The organism is Streptomyces sp. NPDC042201, from assembly GCF_055582185.1.
The window spans coordinates 169,858-187,366 of record NZ_JBVJDS010000003.1; the positions used below are offsets into that span (position 1 = coordinate 169,858).

Here is a 17,509-nt window from a genome sequence, read left to right on the forward strand (position 1 = left end):
TTCAGGCGCTCAGCAGCGCGCGAAGGGCTTCGCGCTCGGTCCGGTCGGCAGGAGTCGTACGCAAGGTGGGCGCCGAGCCGACGAGCAGGCGGGTATAGGCGTGCTGCGGGTGATTGATGACGTCACGGGCGGCGCCGGCCTCGACGAGCTCGCCCTGGTAGAGCACGGCGATGCGGTCGGCGGTCCCGGCGACGGACCCGAGGTCGTGTGAGATGAAGACGAGGGCCACCCCGGCGGCGCGGAGTTCCTTGAGAATCTCCAGGACCTGGACGCGGTTCGCGGAGTCCAGGGCGCTGACCGGCTCGTCGAGGATGACCAGCTTGGGCTCGGTGACCAGCGCCCGGGCCACGGCGACACGCTGGCGCTGTCCGCCGGAGAGTTCTCCCGGCAGCCGGCCGAGCAAGTCCTCGGAGAGGCGGACGCGGTCGAGGAACGAGCGGGCCCGCTCGGCCGCCTCCTTGCGCGGGACGCCCCGGACGAGCAGCGGTTCGATCAGGGAGTCCTCGATGATGAGGTCCGGGTCGAGGCTGCGCAGCGGGTCCTGGAAGACGTACTGGATCACGCCGCGGCGGCGCAGGCCGCGCCACTGACGGTTGCTGTACCGGGTCACGTCCTCGCCACCGACGACGATCGAGCCGGCCGAGGCGGGCACCAGGCCGAGAACGGCACGGGCGAGGGTGGACTTGCCCGACCCCGTCTCGCCGATGACGCCGACGGTTTCGCCGGGCGCGACGCTCAGCGAGACCCCGTGCAGGGCGCCGCGGCGTCGGCGGCCCCGGCCGTAGTGCACCGTGAGGCCGGTGACCTCCAGGGCCGCGCTCGGGGTCTCCTCGCGGCTCTCCGCCGTCCCTTCCGGGAGCTCGGTGGTCACGACTCCTCCTTCGGTGCGAGAAACTTCTCCAGGCCGTACTGGTCGTGCTCGGCGATGAGCAGCTGGGTGTACTCGTGCTGCGGGTCGTACAGCACCGCCCGCGTCGGGCCGTGCTCCACCACGTCGCCCTGCCGCATCACGAGGACCTCATCGCACAGCTGGGCGACCACGGCCAGATCGTGGGAGACGACCACGAGCGCCAGGCCGGCCCTTTCGCGCAGTTCGGCGAGCAGGTCGAGGATCTCGGCCTGGACGGTGACATCGAGCGCCGTCGTGGCCTCGTCGGCGATGAGGGCCCGCGGTTCGGCGGCGATGGCCGCCGCGATCAGGACGCGCTGGAGCATGCCTCCCGAGAGCTCGTAGGTGTACTGGCCGTAGACCAGCTCCGGGTCACGCAGGCGCACCGCCCGCAACAGTTCGACGGCGCGGTGCCGTGCCTCGCGCCGCTTCAGCCCCTTCTTGACCCGGATGACCTCGGCGATCTGAGCGCCCACGCGGATCGAGGGGTTGAGGTACGACGCCGGGTCCTGGAAGACCGCGCTGATCGTGGAGCCACGCAGTGCCGTCCACTGAGGGGGCGTCAGGGTGGCGATGTCGGTGCCGGTGATCTCGACGCGGCCACCGGTGACCTCGAAGTGAGGGGGCAGGATGCCGAGCGCGGCACGGCAGGTGAGCGTCTTGCCGCTGCCGGACTCGCCGACGATGCCGACCGCCTTGCCGGGCGTGAGCTCGAAGCTGACTCCGTGGACGATCTCCTCGTCCGTGACCCGGTCGCTGATGCGTACGTCACGGACGGCGAGTACCGGCGGAGCCGTCGGGCCGGTCGTATCGGCGCTCACGCCGTGCTGTGTCTGCTCGGGAGCGGTGTTCTGGGACGGAACGGTGTTCTGGGACAGCATCGTCATCGGGCACCTCCGGCGGAGACGGGACGGCCCTTGCCGAGGCGGTTGGCTCGGGCCTTGCGGTTGTTGACCAACGCCCGGCCCGCCTCGCCGGAGACGTCGCGAATCGCGTCGGCCAGGAGATTGCTGGCCCAGACGGTGACCATGATCAGCAGAGCGGGCGCCAGCGGAGCCCACGGCTGGTGGCTGAGGTAGCCCAGGTCAGAGGCGAGCAGGCCGCCCCACGTCGGTGCGGGGGGCTGGATGCCGATGCCGAGGAACGTCAGGCTCGAGACGATGACGAACCCGACGCCGATGGTCTGGGCGAGTGCGACCGCGATCGGCGGGAGCACCTTGCCCCAGACGTGGCGGCGTACGACCCAGCCGATGGAGGCGCCGGAGATGAGCGCGGCCTCCACGTACTGGGAGCGGGCGACGGAGAGCGTGGCGGCGCGGGCCACCCGGTAGAAGAGGGGGGAGACCAGCGCCCCCGTGACGAGCATGGCTTGAGTGATGCCGTTGCCGAGCAGTGCGATCACGGCGACGGCGAACAACAGGAACGGCAGGGCGACCAGCGTGTCTGCCAGGCGCAGGGTGAGCCACTCGAAGACCCGGCCGAAGTAGACCGACAGGATGCCGGGGATCGCGCCGACGACCAGGGCCATCAACGCGACTTCGAGCGAGCCGAGCACGCTGACGCGCGAGCCGTCCAGGAGGCGGCTGAACACGTCACGGCCGAGGTAGTCCGTACCCAGCCAATGGGCACCCGAGGCGGCCGCGAGCGTGTTGTCGCTGGTGGCCAGGGGATCCTGCGGAGCGAGCCACGGGCCGAAGAGCGCGAGCAGCGCGATGACGGCCAGGATGGCGACGGCGATCCTGCCGGACGTGAGTGCGAGTACGCGGCGCACCATGTTCACACCCCTCGCTGAGAGGCCGGCGTCACGCGTGCCAGCACCAGGTTGACGATCAGGTTGAAGGCGACGACCAGCACGATCGACACCACGAGGACGCCCTGCACCGCCGGTACGTCACCGGCCTGGGCGGAGTCGTTGGCGAACCTGCCGAAGCCCTGCAGGCCGAAGATCCACTCCGTGACGACGGAGGCACCGACCAGTGAGGGGAACTTCAGGCCGAGTGTGGCGAGCGTGGGCCCGAGGCCGTTGCGCAGGATGTGACCGAAGAAGATCCTTCGTGGACTCAGTCCCCGCACCACCGCGCCCGTCACGTAGTTCTCGCTGTAGGCGGAGACGAGAGCGGTACGCAGCTGGCGAGCGACGTCGGCGACGACATCGCAGCTCAGTGCGAGCGCGGGGAGAGTGATGTGCGCGAGCCACGGGCCGATTCCCTGCTGCGCCGGTATGTAGCCGGCCGAGGGGAACAGATCGAGTCCGACCGCGAAGACCGCGACCAGCACGATGCCGACGACGAAGGGCGGCATCACCGAGATGACGGTGACCAGTCCCGTGATCGCGCGGTCGATCACCGTCGTGCGCCGGAGCGCCGCCACCGTGCCGAGAACGAAGCCGGCGAGGATCCCGATGATGAGTGCGAACGTCGCGACCGAGAGACTCACGCCCAGGCCGAGGCCGATGAGCGTGGATATGTCGGCCCCGTTGACCCAGCTGACGCCGAGTTCTCCGTGCAGGACGCCGGTGAACCAGTCCCAATACTGGGTCAGGAAGGGTTTGTCGAGACCCCACTGGGCCTCGATCCTCTTGACCGCCTCGGGAGTCGCCTCCTCGCCCAGCTGGATCCGCGCCGGGCTGAGCCCGCTCAGCGACCGCAGTGCGAAGGTCACGAAGGTCGCCACCAGAAACACGGGCACGAAGATGGCGATCGACCGGGCGAGGACGGCCAGGATGCGGCCCAGCGCGTGCCGCATCCTGGTTACGGCGACCCCGCGACGGCGGGCAGGCATGATCTGGAGCGCGTTCGTCGTCATGGGGCTGCCTCCTCTCTGGAGTGGGTGAAGGTCAGTTGCCGGAGACGGTCACGCCGGTCCAGTCGATGTGAGCCGGGTTCTTCGGCAGGCTGGAGATCGACTTGCTCTTGGCGAAGAGGTTCGGCGAGGAGTACGTGAAGATCAGCGCCTTGCTCTGGAGCCCCGACCGGGTCGCCGCCCGCAGGACCTCCGTGTAGTCCGGCGCGTCCAGCGGGGTCTGACGGACCTTCGCGGCTGCCGCCTCGAAACCGCCCGGCTCGTACGGCGTGCTGAGGTTGAGCGGGCCGTTGGGGCCGAAGTGAGCGGTGAGGGTCTGCAACGCGGAGTCCCGGCCCGTGGTTCCGTACAGCGAGAAGGCCAGTTGCTTGGCGAAGAACGGGGTGGCCCAGTTCTTGTCGATCTTGATGTCGACGTCGATGCCGACCGCCGCCAACTGCGACTGGACGATCTCGGCTTGGGGGTCCTCGGCGGGGATGACCAGGTTGAGCTTGATGTCGCCGGCCTTGTGACCCGCTTCGGCGAGCAGCTTCTTCGACTTCGCCGGGTCGTACGGGTAGGAGTTCTCCGACGTCGGGTCGTAGGCCGTGTACTCCTTCGGGAACGGCTGGTCGGTCGCCTCGCCGTAGCCGAAGGTCAGCTTGTCCACGAACTCCTTGCGGTTGATGGCGTAACGGACGGCGTCGACGACCTTGTCGTCCTTGAACGGCGCCTTGTTGATGTTGAGGCTGATGTTCGAGGCGTTGAAGCCGGGCTGGACGAAGACGTCCAGGTCGGCCTTCTTGGCGGCATCCGCCTGGCTCGGGTCGAGGTCGGCGAAGTTGTAGACACCGGTCTGCAGCCCAGAGACGACTGTCGAGGCGTCAGGGGCCGAAACCAGCTCGACGTTGTCGATGTGAATGTTCTTCGCGTCCCAGTAGTCCGGATTCTTCTTCAGGACGACCTTGGTGCCCGGTATCAGCTGATTGACGATGAACGGCCCGGCGCCGACCGGGTTCTGGTCCAGCTTCTCGGGGGCCTCGGCCGCCCGGGGGCTGGCGATCTGCAGGACGCGCTGACCGAGCAGCTGCGGTATCTGGTAGTCGACCTGGCTGAGGTGCAGAACCGCGTTCAGTCCGTTGGCGTCCACCGACTTGATCGAGGTCAAGTCACCGAAGAGTGCGGAATTCTTCTGCTTCTTGGCCCGCTCGATCGCGGACTTGACCGCAGCGGCGTCGACCGGCTCGCCGTCGCTGAACTTCAGGCCGGGGCGCAGGTGAAAGGTGATCCGGTCACCCTTGTCGTTGTACTCCCAGCTCTCGGCGAGGTCCGGGACGGCCTTGCCGCTCTCGTCGGTACGTGTCAACGAGGCGTACACCAGGGCGAGTTCGCGGAACTGGGCGCCGCTGCCCGAGACCACCGGATCCCAGTGGGCCGGGAAGTACGAGGAGGCCCACTTCAACGTGGCGTTGCCGGCCGAGGCGGAGACATCGCCCCCGCAGGCGCTCAGGGCCGGGGTGAGCAGGCCGACCAGGGCGGTTCCGAGGGCTGCGGCGCGCAGGCCGCCTGCCCGTCGGACAGAGGGGACGTCCAGTCTGGGGCGGCGGATCGTGATGCGTGCGGACATTTCAGTCTCTCTGTGAGGGATCCCGGACCGGGGCAGGGCATGAGGGATCAGGGAACGGCGATGACTCGGTACGAACCCGCGCGGAATCGTCGGCTCGTACCCGGGACGGGCAGGCCGGCAAAAGCTTCGGTGCACCCTGGGGCGGACACCGCGCGAGGCAGCCGGGATCGGCGGTCTCGCGGGGCGGGCCGGGGATACGGAGAACGCGCGACGGAACGCGGAGGCGGAGGCGCGGAGGGCAGGCGCGGCCGGAGGAACGGCGGGCAGTCGATGCTGCCGGCAGGGGTCAGGCGGCGCCTGTGGGCCGGGGGCGGCGGGTGGTCAGCGACAGAGAGCGCTGGAGGTGCGCCGCAGGTCCACGTAGCGGCACATCACACCGGGGTGCGTCGTGAGCATGCTGCACATCCTGGGGGCAGCCGTCAGAGGCTGTCAATGGACACCAATTGGTGTCTCATTCCGTGGAACGGGCTCTGACCGCAGCTCAGAGCCCTCTCGGAGCGGGAGGGGTGGCGGCCGGGTGCGCTGCGGCCTCGTCGGGATGCAGCCACAACGGACCGTTCCCGGTATCCACACGGACCCCGTGCCGCGGCGGCCAGGCTCCCTCCGTCAGCAGCGGCCGCTCCGGCTCGGTCAGGCTCCGGTAGCGCTCCAGCGCCACGGCCGGAGAGAACGGCACCGAGGCCTTCAGCAGCCCGGGGCAAAGCTCGTCGACGGCCGCCGCGTACGCCTCGAAGGGCCGCCAGCCGGGCACCGCGCGGTATCCCGCCGGGGCGCGGACCAGCAGCGTCGGGAGTGCGTAGCGGTATCCGCCGTCGACGGTCTGCTTGGCCGCGCCGGGATGCGGCGATCCGCCCCGTACGGACAGCACTTCGGGGACCGGGCGGCGCGCCTCCGCATGGTCGGCGCGTACCCGTTCCAGCGTGTCGGCGGACGCGGCATCGGCCGCCAGCCGCTCCGGGTCCAGGCCCGGCACACCACGCACCGCGGACAGTGCCAGTGCGGTGGTGTCCGCCGGCTCGCCGAGCACGAAGACGGTCTCCCGCAGCCGTCGCAGCACCCGCTCGGCCACGTCGGCGCCCTGGAGTTCCGCGGCCTTGGCGACGAGCGAGGAGGGCCAGGAACTGGCCGCGACCCGGCTCAGCCGGGCCGCGCGGGGGGCCAGCGTGTGCGTGCTGATCTCCGCCACGTGGCGTGAGTACCAGGCCGTCTCGGCCGCCGGGTCGGGCGGCGGGTCGTCGTCGTGGTCGAAGAGGATGGCGTACGCCCGTCGCCAGCGGACCCGGCCGGTCAGCGCCTCCCGCAGCCTGCGGAAGACGGGTTCCGATCCCCAGGCCCAGGGGCAGAGCGGGTCGGTGTACTCCACCACCTCCACCACCGGCGGCGGGTCCGGTGCCCCCGTCATACGGCGCCGGTCCCGGGCTGATGGCTGGTCGCGCCCACGGGCAGCAGCGAGGTCAGCGGAAGCCCGCCCAGGACCGCCGCCGCACCCGCCTCGATCTGTCGCCACACCCCGGGCAGGCCCCCTGCGGGGCCGGGGTAGGCGAGTCCGGCCAGCGGCTCGCCACGCAGGGTGATCACTTCACCGTCGACGGCGCGCACGATGTCCAGAAGGGTGATCTCCTCGGCGGGCCTGCCGAGCCAGTAACCGCCCTCGCAGCCGCGTTGACTACGCACCAGGCCGGCTTTTCGCAACTCACCCACCACGGACTTCAGGAACCGGAACGGAATCTCCTGCGAGGACGCGATGGCCTCGCAGGTGAGCGGACGGCCAGGCTCGGAGGCGAGCTCCATGAGAGCCCGCGTGGCGTAGTCCGCCTTCGCGGAGATATGCATGCGCACATCATGCCCGGACGGCCGGCCCGGGGCGAAGGCTTCCATCGGTTCCCCCCATACATTTCAGGAACATTGCCGCAGGTGAAGGGGATAGGACACCTCTTGACATCCTTTCTGGCGCCGCTTTAGCGTCGCGGCCATGAGTGAGCCGTTGACGACCCCCGGTGAAGGCTTCCACCCTCATCTCCACGACGCCCCGGGCCGCCCCGCGGCACCCCTGCACACCCGTCTGCACCACATCCGCGCGGACTCTCTGGACGGAGACACGGCGCAGACCGGCGGCATGCGCAGGTTCGCCGCCATCAGCGGGAAGACCGTCGGTTCCGAGAAGCTGTGGATGGGCCAGACCCACGTGGCCCCCGCGACCTCCTCCTCCGATCACCACCACGGCGAATCCGAGACCGCCATCCATGTGGTCGGCGGACACCCTGAGTTCGTCTTCCTGGACGACTCGGGCGACGAGCCGGAAGAGGTGCGACTGCGTACGTCACCTGGCGACTACATCTTCGTCCCGCCGTTCGTGCCGCACCGGGAGGAGAACCCCGACCCGACCGAAGAAGCCGTGGTCGTCATTGCCCGCAGCACCCAGGAGGCGATCGTGGTCAACCTTCCCCGGCTGTATGCCCTTCCGGCAGAGGAAGCCTGACGGGCAGTCTGCTCGGCTGCTCGGGTTTACTGGCGGGGCCAGGGTCTGCCGCCCAGGCGTTCGATGTCGGTGTTGAAGCGCTTCAGGTAGGCGGCGAAGGCGGCGATGTCTTCTTCCGGCCAGTCGGCCATGACGCGGTCCAGGGAGCTGACGATGCCCTCCCTCTCCTGGTCGAGTACGCGCGCGCCCTCTTGCGTGATGCGGAACTTGCGGGCCATGCCGCCGTCGGGGTCCGGGATGCGTTCCGCCAGTCCGGCGCGCACGGTCGCGGCCGTCTGCCGGTTCAGGGTGGAGGCGTCGAGTCCGAAGGCGTCGCTGAGTTCGCCGATCGACATCGGGCCCTGCAGGCGGATGCGGCTGAGCAGGATGTAGGCGCTGCGGTCCAGTACGGCGTCTTTGCGTCGTCCGCCTCTCTGATTCAGGAACGTGTGGCGGCTGAGCAGCATCTGCTCGTACTCGACCTCGTGCGTGGCCCCGACCATGCGTATGTCGCCTCCTGACTTCTCGCCGGGCCATTGTCGCACCGCGTCCGGACGGGCCGTACTCCTTGCCGCACATGCATGAATCATGCACGTAAAGTGATCGTTGCACATGATATGTATGATGCACGGGTTCTTTCTGGCTGGACAGTCATAGGAGTCCCTGATGGACGCCCCACAGCACGCATCCCGCGCGGGTGGCGTGGTCGCCACGCTGGCGCTCGCCGGTACCACAGCGGCGATCATGCAGACATTGGTCACGCCGCTCATCGCGGAGCTGCCGCAGATTCTGCACACCACGTCGTCGAACGCCACCTGGGTGATCACCACCACCCTCCTTGTGGCGGCTGTCTGCGTTCCGGTCGTCGGCCGCTTGGGCGACCTGATCGGCAAGCGCCGCATGCTCCTCGCGTGCTCGGTGCCGCTGATCGCGGGCTCGGTGGTGTGCGCTCTCTCGTCCTCCGTCGTCCCGATGATCATCGGGCGCGGCCTGCAGGGCATGGGTATGGGGATGGTGCCGCTGGGCATCGCGCTGCTGCGCGACGTCGTACCGGCGCAGAAGCTCAGCTCGTCCATCGCGCTGGTGAGCGCCTCCATGGGGATCGGCGGCGGACTCGGCCTGCCGATCGCCGCGGCGGTCGCCCAGTACGCGAACTGGCGGGTGCTCTTCTGGGGATCCGCCGTACTGGCCACGATGATCGCGGTACTGATCTGGTTTCTGATCCCGAGCGTGCCGGCCAGTGCCAAGGGGCAGCGTTTCGACGCGCCCGGTGCGCTCGGCCTCGGCGCCGGTCTGGTCTGTCTGCTGCTCGCGGTCTCCAAGGGAGCCGACTGGGGCTGGGGTTCGGGGACCACGCTCGGTCTGTTCACCGCCGCCGTCGTGCTCCTGGCCGGCTGGGGCGCGTGGGAACTCCGTACGGCCGACCCGCTGGTCGATCTGCGCACCACGGCCCGTCCTCGGGTGCTGCTCACCAACGTCGCGTCGATCTTCGTCGGGTTCGCGATGTACGCCAGCATGCTGGTGATGCCGCAGCTGCTCCAGTTCCCCGAGGCTACCGGTTACGGCCTGGGGCAGTCGATCCTCGCGTCCGGTCTGTGGATGGCGCCCGGTGGCGTGATGATGATGATCGTCTCCCCGTTCGGCGGCAAGCTGACCAACGCCTACGGCCCGAAATTCACGCTTCTCTCCGGGGTCCTGGTCATCGCCGCGGGCTACGGACTGTCACTCGCGCTGATGGGGTCCGCGTGGGGGATCATGCTGGCCATCATGGTGATCAACAGCGGGGTGGGGCTGGCTTACGGCTCGATGCCGGCGCTCATCATGAGTTCCGTCCCGCTCTCGGAGACTGCCGCCGCGAACAGTTTCAACACGCTCATGCGCTCGCTCGGCACCTCGATCGGCGCGGCCGTGATCGGCCTCGTTCTCTCCCAGATGACGACCGACTTCGGCGGCCGGAGCATCACCTCCGAGAGCGGCTTCCGTACCGGCCTGCTGATCGGCTGCGGCATCGCCGTGGTCTCCGCCGCGATCGCGGCCGTCATCCCGGCCCTGCGCCACATCGCGGCCGGCCCGGAAAAGACCCACGCGGCCCCCGAACCGGAGAAGTCCGCCGTCGAGGCGTGAACGGCGCGAAAGCGGCGGGCCACCGCTCAACGAGGCTCACCACGGCCGATGTTGGGCCGGCACGTGGATCGGCTCAACGCATGGGCGAGTTTAAGTCAGTCGATTGATTTACGAGTGCTTCTCGGATTGACTGCTGCTCCGGAACGATCAGAGGAGGCCACAGGTGACTGAAGTCCCGGGCACGGAGCCGATCAGCCAGCCGATCAGCCATCCGATCAGCCATCCGATCAGCTATCCGATCACCGCGCCGACGGCGCTCGAGCCGCCACCGCAGTGGGCGGAGCTCCGGCAGAAGTGCCCGGTGGCGCGGGTGACGTTGCCGAGCGGTGACGAGGCCGCCTTACTGACGCGCTATGAGGACGTGAAGGCGGCGCTGTCCGATCCGCGCCTGAGCCGTGAGGGGCTGGCTTCGCCCGACGCGGCCCGCATTTCGGCGGGGGACTCGGAGGGCATCTTCAACAGCCCGATGGCGAAGGCACTCAACGCCGAAGGCCATGAGCGGTGGCGGCGCATGGTCGGCAAGTGGTTCACGGCGAGGCGGATGTCGGCGCTGCGGCCCGACATGGAGGCCATGGCCGACCGGCTCATCGACGACATGCGGGAACACGGTCGGCCGTCGGACCTGGTGACACACCTGGCGTTCCCCCTTCCGGTGTTCGTGATCTGCGCCATGCTCGGCGTGCCGGAGAGCGATCGGGACGCGTTCAAGGGCTGGTCCGACACGTTTCTGAACCTGACGCGGTACACGCGGGCCGAGACGGAGGCGGCATATCAGGACTTCGCCGACTACATGGCCGGCCTGATCGACGAAAAGCGCGCGGCGCCCGGGGACGACCTGCTCAGCCTCCTGCTGGAGGGCGCCGATGCCGAAGGCGAGCCGATGTCCGAGGCCGGGCTGGTGGCCACCGGGCAAGCGTTGCTGCTCGCCGGTCACGAGACCACCGCGGGATTCATCGCGATGATGACGGCGCACCTGCTGTCCGACCGGCGGCGCTGGGAACGGCTGGTCGCCGATCCTTCGCTGATCCGCCAGGCGGTGGAGGAGGTGCTCCGGTTCGACCCCAACGGCAGTGGCTTCGGCATGCTCCGGTACGTCCATGAGGACACGGAGCTCTCCGGCGGGGTGGTGCCGCGCGGTACCACCGTGGTGTGCAGCATGGCCGCCGCCAACCGCGACGAAAGCGCCTGGGAGGGCGCGGACGACATGGACCTGGGGCGCTCCCCCAACCCCCACCTCGCCTTCGGCGCCGGTCCACACTCCTGCCTTGGCCAGCCGCTGGCACGTACGGAGCTGCAAGCGGTGCTCAGTGTCCTGCTGCGCCGGTTGCCCACGCTCGATCTCGCCGTTGACAGCCGGGACCTGAGGCGCCACGAGGGGCTCCTCACCACACCGCTGCGTGAACTGCCGGTGACCTGGTGAGCGACGGAGGCGGCGGAGGCGGCGGAGGCGGCAGAACCGTCCGGGCCGAGCGCGTCTCGGAGACCCGTGAGGCGATCATGGCGGCCGCGGAGAGACTCTTCGCCGAGCAGGGCCTCTCCGCCGTCTCGAGCCGTCAGATAGGCCAGGCGGCGGGGCAGGGCAACGTCACCGCCGTCAGCTATCACTTCACCAGCAAGGCGGGACTGGTGCGCGCGATGCTCTGCAAGCACGGCGAGCAGGTCGACCGGATCCGGCAGCGGCACCTGGAAGCGGTCGGCGACAGCACCGACATCCGGGACTGGGTCGGCTGCCTGGTGCGTCCCGTACCGGAACATCTCGCCTCACTCGGTACCCCGTCCTGGCAGGCCCGCTTCGCCGTGCACGTCATGACCGACCCTCTGACCTGTGCGATCACCATCGACGAAGCCCTCGTCAGGACGTCTTTGGGCCGGACACTGGATGGTCTCGGCCGCTGTCTCGACGCTCTGCCCGCGTCCGTACGTGCCGAACGCAGCGACATGGCCCGCCTGCTGATCACCCACACCTGCGCGGAACGGGAGCGTGCCCTGGCCGAGGGAACCCGCCCGCGGCACGCCTCGTGGGACCACCTGGCCGACTCGCTGACCGACGCGGTCGTGGGCCTGTTCACCGCGCCGGTCACGTCCCCCCACAACCCAGTTGGAGAGAACCGGACATGAAGATCACCGTGGATGAGGAGAAGTGCTGCGGGGCCGGGCAGTGCGTACTGATCGCACCGGAGGTGTTCGACCAGCGCGATGACGACGGCGTCGTCATCCTGCTCAACGCCGAGCCGCCCGAGGAGCACGATGCGGCCGTCCGAGAGTCCGCCGAGGTGTGCCCCGCCGCCGCCATCCACCTCCGCGACCACTGGTGACATCTCCACGCCGCCCCGGCACGCGCCTGGTGATCTCGCGAGGCGCCCTCACTCTCCCGGCTTCGCCCTGCCCAGCCGCAGCATGACTTTGCTGCTTCCGCTCGCGGCGGCGACGGCCAGCGCCTCGCCCGCCCGGTCGAGGCCGAATCGGTGGCTGATGATGGGGGACACGTCGAGTCCGTCCCGCATCGCGAGCAGCGCGTCGTCGATCTCCTCGACGAAGCGGTACGAGCCGATCCAGGTGATCTCCCTGGTGACGAGGTCCCCGAGGACGGCGGGCACGGCCGAGCCGGGCAAGTTTCCGACCTGTACGAGGGTGCCGCCGCGCGCGGTCGCCCGCAGGACCGGCCCCAGGGCGGCCGGGGCTCCCGAGGCGTCGAAGGAGAACTCGATGTCCTCGGGCAGTTCGGCGCCCGTGGAGACGTCGATTGTCTGGTCCGCGCCCATGGCGCGGGCGACGGAGAGCGACGTCTCGGAGATGTCCGACGCGACGACGGTGGCGGCCCCGCGGTGTCTCGCCGCCGCCACGACCAGCGCTCCGATCGGGCCCGCGCCATTGACCAGCACGGTCCTTCCCCGCAGGTCTCCGGCGCGGTGTACGGCGTGCAGGGCCACGGCGAGCGGTTCGGCGAGGGCGCCGTGTTCCGTGTTCACCCCGTCCGGCAGCTGCCGTATCTGTGCCGCACGGACGACGCGGTACTCGCTGAACCCGCCGTCGGTGTGCGGATCGAAGGCGGCCGACCCGAAGTAGCGGATACGCCGGTGGAGGTTCGTACGGCCGGCGATCCGGTCGGGCAGCCGGTCGTCCCCGACCGGCTCTGCCGGGTGGACGGTCACCGGCTGCCCTTCCCACAGGCCGCCGATACCGACGCCGCCGCCACCACCACCGACTCCGACACCGGAGCCGACTCCGGCGATCCGGCCGGCGACCTCGTGTCCGAGCACCAGCGGGTGCATGAGCGCGGCGGTCCCGGAGGCGCCGTGTTTCCAGTAGGCGACATCGGAGCCGCAGATCCCGCCCCACTCCATGGCGACGAGGACTTCTCCCGGGCCCGGCACCGGACGGGCGCGCTCGTCGATCCGCAGATCGCGCGGGCCATGGACGACGACCGCCCTCATACCGCGTCCTCCAGCCGTACCAGGTCGCGCCCGCGGGTCTCGGGGGCGAGGAACGCGGAGATCAGGGTGATGAGCGAGTAGACGACGAGCATCGCGGCGATCGGCCACCAGCTGCCGGTGACGGCGGTGAGCGACGCCGCGATGACCGGGCCGATGGCGGTGGCGAGGATGCCGCCGATCTCCTTGGACAGGGCGAGCTGGGTGAAGCGGGTCCGGGAGCCGAACAGCTCGGCCATCGTGACGCTCTCCAGCGAGAACAGGCCCAGGACGCCGACGTTGAGCCCGAGGACCATGCCGAGCATCAGGGCCGACGTGCTGCCGGAGGTGATCAGCAGCATCATCGGGAAGGCGAAGGCCATGGTCAGCAGCGTGAGGGCGAGGTACATCGGGCGGCGGCCGAAGCGGTCCCCGAGCAGGCCGACCAGCGGCACGGTGACGAAGCCCAGCAGCGAGCCGTAGACGATCGCGTCGGTCGGGACGGACCGGTCGGCGTGCAGGTTCGTGGCGATGTAGCCGACGAGGAAGGTCTGGATCAGGCCCGAGTTGCCTGCCTGGCCGAACCGCAGCCCGAGGGCGAGGAAGAATGCCTTGCCCTTGCGCTGCCGGATTCCGGCCTCCAGGACGCTCTCCTGCTCCTTCTGCAGGGAGGACTCGTCGAGGGCCGACTCGATCTCCGTACGGGACAACGCGACGCCGTCCACGACGTCCGTCCGCTCCTCGAAGACCGGGCTCTCCTTGAGATTCCGGCGCAGCCAGACCGCGAAGATCATGAGCACGAAGCTCAGCAGGAACGGGAGACGCCAGCCCCACGCGAGCAACTGCTCGTCGCTGAGTACGGCGAGCAGGATCGCCCACAGCCCCGACGCGGCCAGGGTGCCGGAGTTGGTGCCGAGCGACACCAGCGACGCGACCAGGCCCCTGCGCTTGGCGGGGGCGTACTCGGCGAGCATGACGGTGGCCCCGGCGATCTCGGCGCCGGCCCCGAAGCCCTGGACGAGTCGCAGAACGACCAGCAGGATCGGGGCGAGGATGCCGATCGTCGCATACGTAGGCAGCGCACCGATCAGCGTGGTCGACGCGCCCATCAGCAGAATGGTCAGGAACAGCACCTTCTTGCGCCCGATCCGGTCGCCCATCCGGCCGAAGTAGACGGCCCCGGCCAGCCGGGCGACGTACCCGACGCCGTACGTCGCCATGGCGGCGATCAGCCCGATGGCGGGGCTGACGTCGGGGAAGAAGATCTTGTTGAAGACGATGGCGGCGGCCAGCGAGTAGAGCTGGAAGTCCATGAACTCCATGGCTGTACCGAGCCAGCCGGAAACGGCGGCTCTGGTGAGATCGCGCGTGGTGCGCGTCGCGGGGCCCGAGGGCTCCGTCCGCGTGGTGTCCGTCATGGTGTGAACTCCGTTGTTCAGGGTCGTGCTTGAGAGCGAAAGGCGAAAGGGGCGGGGATCGGGAGCGAAGGGGGGAAGCGGGGGAAGGCGAGCGGTCAGATCTCGACCCGGCCGGCCTGCAGCGCGGGGATCCTGGCGGTGACGGCGGAGACCAGCGCGGCGTCCTCGGCCAGGTCTGCCGCACCGACCACGCGGAGCAGCCGCCGTACCGTGTCCTCGGTGTCCCGCGCGTCGCGCCGGCAGGCGCTCAGCGCGTCGGCCGCGGGGTCGGTCGTCCCGTACAGCTGGCCGCCGCCGTCGGCGGAGCGGGTGGCGTTCACCCAGGCGGCGAGCGCGAGTTCGAGCACGGGCGTGGCCGCCGAGGCGGTACGCAGCGAGCGGAGCGCGTCGAACCACCGCTCCGGGATCTTCAACGATCCGTCGGAGCCGATCTGCTGGAGCAGATGCCGCATAGCGGGGTTGCGGAACCGCTCGACGAGATCGTCCGCGTACGCCGTCGGATCGGGTCCACCGGCGGGCAGTGTCGGCCCGACCTCCGAACAGAGGGCCCGCACGAGCCGTTCGCCCCAGTCGGTCGCCAGGACGTCGGCGACGGTGGCGCATCCCGCCGCGGCGCCGAGATGGGCCAGCGCGGAGTGCGACCCGTTGAGCAGCCGCAACTTCGTTAGCTGGTACGGCACGACATCGGGGACGAACAGCGCGCCGTCGAGTTCCCACGGCGGTCGTGAGCCGGCGAAGGAGTCCTCCAGGACCCACTGCCGATACGGTTCGCCGACGACCGGCACGCCGTCGTGTACGCCGAGCGCGGCGTGGGCCGCGTCCCGGTCGGTGCCGGTCGTCGCGGGCACGATGCGGTCGACGACCGTCGCGGGGAAAGCGACCGAGGCCGCCATCCAGTCGAGTACGGCCCGTCGGTCGGGCCAGGACGACGCCTCGACGAAGCCGCGGACGACCGTGGCGAGCGCGGAGCCGTTCGCGGCCATGTTGTCGCAGGACACGAGGGTGATCGGGGCGCCTCCCGAGCGCATCCGCGCGGCGAGTCCGGCGGCGATCCGCCCGACGACCGTGCGGAGATCCCCGGTCTCCCGCGCCGCCAGGTCCGCGGCGATCTCCGGCGCCCGGGTGTCGAGTTCACCGGTGCCGGGGCGGCGATGGTGCCCCTTCTCGGTGATCGTCAACGTCAGCACCGTGACCTCCGGAGCGGCGAGCAGAGCGTCGACCCGCTTCGCGTCCTGACCCATGCCGAGCGTCTCGGTGATCGACCCGGCCACACGTGTGACGGGCCCGTCCGGGCGGCGTTCTGTCACGGAGTACAGGCAGTCCTGCGCGCGCATCGCCGCCACCACACGCGCCGAGCGCGGGGCGACCGCGACGATCCCCCACGGCTCACCGGAGCGAGCCGAGGCGCGCTCGGTGTAGACGGCTTGGTGCGCCCGGTGGAACGCCCCCAGGCCGAAGTGGACGATACGGGGGCGGAGTTCGCGGGGATCGACTACCGGGCGCAGTCCGGGCGCGATCCGGCCGAGCGTGGCACGTCCCAGCAGCGGTGGCCCCGTGCCGTTCGGCGGGGGCGGAGTCACGTTGCTCACCAGTCGTGCACCGACCCGTCGAGGCGCCGCGCGACCGGCAGATAGCGCGCCTGGTACGGGAATCGCTCCGCCGCCTTCTCGTCGTACGCGACGCCGAGGCCAGGCTCCTCCGACGGGTGCAGCATGCCGTCCGCGAAGGCCACCCCACTGCGGAAGACCTCCGCGGTCTCGGCGGCGTGCCCCATGTACTCCTGGATGCCGAAGTTCGGGACGGTGATGTCCACATGCACCGCGGCGGCGAGGGAGACGGGCGAGAGGTCCGTCGCCCCGTGCGAGCCGGTCCGTATCTGGTAGAGGGCGGCCAGGTCGAAGATCCGGCGCAGGTGGGTGATCCCGCCGGCGTGGACGACGGTGGTGCGTACGTAGTCGATGAGCTGCTCGGTGATCAGGTGCTGCACATCCCAGATCGAGGTCAGTGCCTCTCCCACCGCGATCGGCGTCGTCGTGTGCTGACGGATGAGCCGGAACGCCTCCTGGTTCTCGGCCGGCGTCGGATCCTCCATCCAGAACAGCTTGCTGTCCTCGACGCTCTTGCCGAAGCGGGCCGCCTCGATGGGGGTGAGCCGGTGGTGTACGTCGTGGAGCAGGTGGAAGCCGAAGCCGAAGCGCTCGCGTACGGCCTCCAGACAGGTCGGTGCGAACCGCAGATACGCCTCGGTGTCCCAGGGCTGCTCTTCGGGCAGCGAGGTCGAGGCCGGCTCGTAGACCGTTCCCTCGCGGACTCCGTAACTGCCGCCGACGCCCGGAACGGCGGCCTGCGCGCGTACCGCCTTGTAGCCGAGGGCGAGGAAGCGTTCGACGTCGTCGAGCAGGGAGGGGATGTCCGTACCACTGGCGTGCGAGTAGACCGTGACGCCCTCGCGCGAGCGGCCGCCCAGCAGCTGGTAGACCGGCAGGCCGGCGACCTTGCCCTTGATGTCCCACAGGGCCGTGTCGACGGCGGAGATCGCGGTCATCGTGACCGGGCCGCGACGCCAGTAGGCACCGCGGTACAGGTACTGCCACATGTCCTCGATACGCGCCGGATCCTTGCCGATCAGCAGCGGAACGAGGTGGTCCCGCAGATAGCTCGCCACGGCCAGCTCGCGGCCATTCAGTGTCGCGTCGCCGAGGCCGGTCACCCCGTCCGACGTCGTGATGCGCAGGGTGACAAAGGTCCGCGCCGGGGAGGCGACGAACACCTCTACGCGTTCGATCTTGCTCACAGGTCCAC

The 17,509-nt window shown here is 69.8% G+C and carries 17 protein-coding genes; 5 read left to right on the forward strand and 12 right to left on the reverse strand.

The window, feature by feature from the left end; genetic code table 11:
- Window position 1: 1 nt before the first annotated feature.
- The 7 genes from ACZ6MZ_RS08255 to ACZ6MZ_RS08285 form a co-directional block, all read right to left on the reverse strand.
- Complete coding sequence (locus ACZ6MZ_RS08255) at window positions 2–871, reverse strand: ABC transporter ATP-binding protein (protein WP_469350528.1); 870 nt, start codon at window positions 869–871, stop codon at window positions 2–4.
- Window positions 868–1,776, reverse strand: a complete 909-nt coding sequence (locus tag ACZ6MZ_RS08260) for an ABC transporter ATP-binding protein (RefSeq protein ID WP_469350529.1) — start codon at window positions 1,774–1,776, stop codon at window positions 868–870. Before ACZ6MZ_RS08260 ends, ACZ6MZ_RS08255 begins: the two co-directional genes overlap by 4 nt.
- Window positions 1,773–2,663, reverse strand: a complete 891-nt coding sequence (locus ACZ6MZ_RS08265) for an ABC transporter permease (RefSeq protein ID WP_469350531.1) — start codon at window positions 2,661–2,663, stop codon at window positions 1,773–1,775. Before ACZ6MZ_RS08265 ends, ACZ6MZ_RS08260 begins: the two co-directional genes overlap by 4 nt.
- A 2-nt stretch (window positions 2,664–2,665) precedes the next feature.
- Entirely contained in the window at window positions 2,666–3,670 is a 1,005-nt protein-coding gene (locus ACZ6MZ_RS08270; protein ID WP_469351106.1) for an ABC transporter permease, read from the reverse strand.
- Between the two features lie 55 nt (window positions 3,671–3,725).
- Entirely contained in the window at window positions 3,726–5,297 is a 1,572-nt protein-coding gene (locus ACZ6MZ_RS08275) for an ABC transporter substrate-binding protein (RefSeq protein ID WP_469350532.1), read from the reverse strand.
- 481 nt (window positions 5,298–5,778) lie between these two features.
- Window positions 5,779–6,699 carry a DsbA family oxidoreductase gene (locus tag ACZ6MZ_RS08280; protein ID WP_469350534.1) on the reverse strand — a complete coding sequence of 307 codons (921 nt, stop codon included), beginning with the start codon at window positions 6,697–6,699 and terminating at the stop codon, window positions 5,779–5,781.
- Complete coding sequence (locus tag ACZ6MZ_RS08285) at window positions 6,696–7,130, reverse strand: RrF2 family transcriptional regulator (RefSeq protein ID WP_469350536.1); 435 nt, start codon at window positions 7,128–7,130, stop codon at window positions 6,696–6,698. The genes ACZ6MZ_RS08280 and ACZ6MZ_RS08285 overlap by 4 nt, the downstream gene beginning before the upstream one ends.
- Before the next feature lie 139 nt (window positions 7,131–7,269).
- Between ACZ6MZ_RS08285 and ACZ6MZ_RS08290 the strand changes: the two genes are divergently transcribed.
- The gene (locus ACZ6MZ_RS08290; RefSeq protein ID WP_389782399.1) at window positions 7,270–7,776 is read left to right on the forward strand and encodes a cupin domain-containing protein; all 507 of its coding nucleotides are present in this window, start codon (window positions 7,270–7,272) and stop codon (window positions 7,774–7,776) included.
- A 26-nt stretch (window positions 7,777–7,802) separates the two neighbouring features.
- On the opposite strand, the gene ACZ6MZ_RS08295 is transcribed toward ACZ6MZ_RS08290, so the two are convergent.
- Window positions 7,803–8,258: a MarR family winged helix-turn-helix transcriptional regulator gene (locus ACZ6MZ_RS08295; protein WP_389782397.1), complete on the reverse strand. Its 456-nt coding sequence runs from the start codon at window positions 8,256–8,258 to the stop codon at window positions 7,803–7,805.
- Between the two features lie 163 nt (window positions 8,259–8,421).
- On the opposite strand from ACZ6MZ_RS08295, the gene ACZ6MZ_RS08300 reads away from it, so the two are divergent.
- From ACZ6MZ_RS08300 to ACZ6MZ_RS08315, 4 genes are all read left to right on the forward strand, one after another.
- Complete coding sequence (locus tag ACZ6MZ_RS08300) at window positions 8,422–9,879, forward strand: MFS transporter (RefSeq protein ID WP_389782394.1); 1,458 nt, start codon at window positions 8,422–8,424, stop codon at window positions 9,877–9,879.
- A 202-nt stretch (window positions 9,880–10,081) separates the two neighbouring features.
- On the forward strand, window positions 10,082–11,299 hold the full coding sequence (locus ACZ6MZ_RS08305) for a cytochrome P450 (protein WP_469351108.1): 1,218 nt from the start codon (window positions 10,082–10,084) through the stop codon (window positions 11,297–11,299).
- Between the two features lie 77 nt (window positions 11,300–11,376).
- On the forward strand, window positions 11,377–11,997 hold the full coding sequence (locus tag ACZ6MZ_RS08310; RefSeq protein ID WP_389782574.1) for a TetR/AcrR family transcriptional regulator: 621 nt from the start codon (window positions 11,377–11,379) through the stop codon (window positions 11,995–11,997).
- Window positions 11,994–12,194: a ferredoxin gene (locus tag ACZ6MZ_RS08315; RefSeq protein ID WP_389782390.1), complete on the forward strand. Its 201-nt coding sequence runs from the start codon at window positions 11,994–11,996 to the stop codon at window positions 12,192–12,194. The genes ACZ6MZ_RS08310 and ACZ6MZ_RS08315 overlap by 4 nt, the downstream gene beginning before the upstream one ends.
- A gap of 48 nt (window positions 12,195–12,242) precedes the next feature.
- On the opposite strand, the gene ACZ6MZ_RS08320 is transcribed toward ACZ6MZ_RS08315, so the two are convergent.
- The 4 genes from ACZ6MZ_RS08320 to manD all read right to left on the reverse strand — a co-directional run bounded on the left by ACZ6MZ_RS08320 (window position 12,243) and on the right by manD (window position 17,501).
- The gene (locus tag ACZ6MZ_RS08320; RefSeq protein WP_389782387.1) at window positions 12,243–13,313 is read right to left on the reverse strand and encodes an L-idonate 5-dehydrogenase; all 1,071 of its coding nucleotides are present in this window, start codon (window positions 13,311–13,313) and stop codon (window positions 12,243–12,245) included.
- On the reverse strand, window positions 13,310–14,707 hold the full coding sequence (locus ACZ6MZ_RS08325; RefSeq protein WP_389782385.1) for an MFS transporter: 1,398 nt from the start codon (window positions 14,705–14,707) through the stop codon (window positions 13,310–13,312). The genes ACZ6MZ_RS08320 and ACZ6MZ_RS08325 overlap by 4 nt, the downstream gene beginning before the upstream one ends.
- A 95-nt stretch (window positions 14,708–14,802) precedes the next feature.
- The gene (locus ACZ6MZ_RS08330; RefSeq protein WP_389782383.1) at window positions 14,803–16,296 is read right to left on the reverse strand and encodes a mannitol dehydrogenase family protein; all 1,494 of its coding nucleotides are present in this window, start codon (window positions 16,294–16,296) and stop codon (window positions 14,803–14,805) included.
- Window positions 16,293–17,501 carry a D-mannonate dehydratase ManD gene (gene manD, locus ACZ6MZ_RS08335; RefSeq protein WP_389782382.1) on the reverse strand — a complete coding sequence of 403 codons (1,209 nt, stop codon included), beginning with the start codon at window positions 17,499–17,501 and terminating at the stop codon, window positions 16,293–16,295. Before manD ends, ACZ6MZ_RS08330 begins: the two co-directional genes overlap by 4 nt.
- Between the last annotated feature and the right edge of the window lie 8 nt (window positions 17,502–17,509).